A 1,025-nucleotide genomic window follows, 5' to 3' on the forward strand; every position below is an offset into this window, starting at 1 on the left:
TGCCGCTCTAATGGAAGCGCATTGGAGTACTTCCCGTTGATGATAGATGCGACGAGAGGAGCTGTTGCGATGCTGTTTCGGAAGAGATCTTTCGGACGAGGAGCTTTTATGATCTCCCCGGTGTTGTCCTTCGAAGCATAGACGTGTACGTGATGTTCATCAACAATAAAGGTTTCAGGGATGATGTGGAGGCGCTTGTAGATGACCTCCGGAAGTTCCTTGTATCCTTTTGGAAAACGTTCCGCCAGCTCTTCTTCGGAAAGTCTGTGCTCGATGATGCGGGCAGGAAGGCCGTCCAGATCCGCTTCCCGCTGGCCCTTCCTTCTGGCCCTCTTGTAGGAAGAGATGACGACTTCCTGAATCTCAGGTTCCGGAACGGAGGGAGACTCCAGAGCTTCTGCTTCGTTGAAAGAGTCAAACAGAGTAAGCTGTCCTTCGATCTGATTGGACTGCTCCGACTTTCTGCCGAAATGCCGCTGGTTCATCAGCATGATCTGCTGGGTGAGCAATTCGATCTGCCGGCTGTTGTCGGCAAGAGATGCATTCGCTTTGGAAAGTTGTTCCTGCATGACAGAAAGCTGATCCTGAAGCGAAGAAACGAGGATGATCAGAGCTTCTTTGGAAAGACTATTCAGTTGTTCGTTTGTAAGCTCAGCCATACCACAAAACCTCTCTAAAACCTGTATTTATTATAGCAAAAGGAAGGATTCTGTACGAATCTAGGGAGCTTTCGGGTTCGTGATATTGCCTATAGCTGCAGGCTTGTCCTGGGGCGGTACAGACCGGAAAAGAATCGGCTGAAATCAAAAAGAAAAGATCCAGCAGAGCCCCGGAAAGCTGTGATCCCAAGCGGGAACAGGCTTTCCGGAGCTGTGCCGGATCCAAAGAAAGGAGTCAAAAAGAGAAGAAAAAAATCTCTGTTTTGCACAAGAAAACATTGGAATTAGGCGGTTTGAGAAGGTGTGACTTCGTGGATCACCGGGTCGATCGAGAACCCACTCATCAGCCACTTGAACTGTTCCGGG

At 49.4% G+C, this 1,025-nt stretch carries 1 protein-coding gene; it reads right to left on the reverse strand.

What is annotated here, in order from left to right:
• Nucleotides 1–659: IS66 family transposase (locus ACKX2L_RS11405; RefSeq protein ID WP_497553314.1), on the reverse strand; the 659-nt coding region annotated here is incomplete at its 3' end.
• Between the last annotated feature and the right edge of the window lie 366 nt (nucleotides 660–1,025).

This window comes from Porcibacter vitabionis (assembly GCF_046263795.1).
Lineage (GTDB): Bacteria > Bacillota > Clostridia > Lachnospirales > Lachnospiraceae > Lachnocurva.